At 44.4% G+C, this 297-nt stretch carries 1 protein-coding gene; it reads right to left on the bottom strand.

Translation table 11 applies throughout. The features are described from left to right. Positions 1-297: sensor histidine kinase (locus J0A66_RS22800; protein WP_206576072.1), on the bottom strand; the 297-nt coding region annotated here is incomplete at both ends.

Raw genomic sequence — 297 nt, 5'->3', positions numbered from 1 at the left:
AAACTCTACGCCATGGCCTTCTTCACTGGTTACAGTGATAGAGCCATTTAGCGCCTGAGTCACCAGGTTGTACACTAAGTGCATACCTAATCCGCTACCTCCTTGCCCCCTTTTCGTGGTGACAAAGGGGTCAAAAATGCGTTTACACAGATGTTCAGGTATACCTTTACCGTTATCTACATACCTAATGGAGAGCTTGTTATTGCCTTGCATCTCGACCCAAATGTCGATTTGACCTTTCTCCATAAATTCAAAGCCGTGGATCACCGAGTTCATAATCAGGTTAATCATGATCTG

Source organism: Bowmanella dokdonensis (genome assembly GCF_017254865.1).
In the GTDB taxonomy this organism is placed as follows: domain Bacteria; phylum Pseudomonadota; class Gammaproteobacteria; order Enterobacterales; family Alteromonadaceae; genus Bowmanella; species Bowmanella dokdonensis.
The sequence above is the reverse complement of the archived record's forward strand: the minus strand, read 5'-3'. Positions and strand labels throughout refer to the sequence as shown.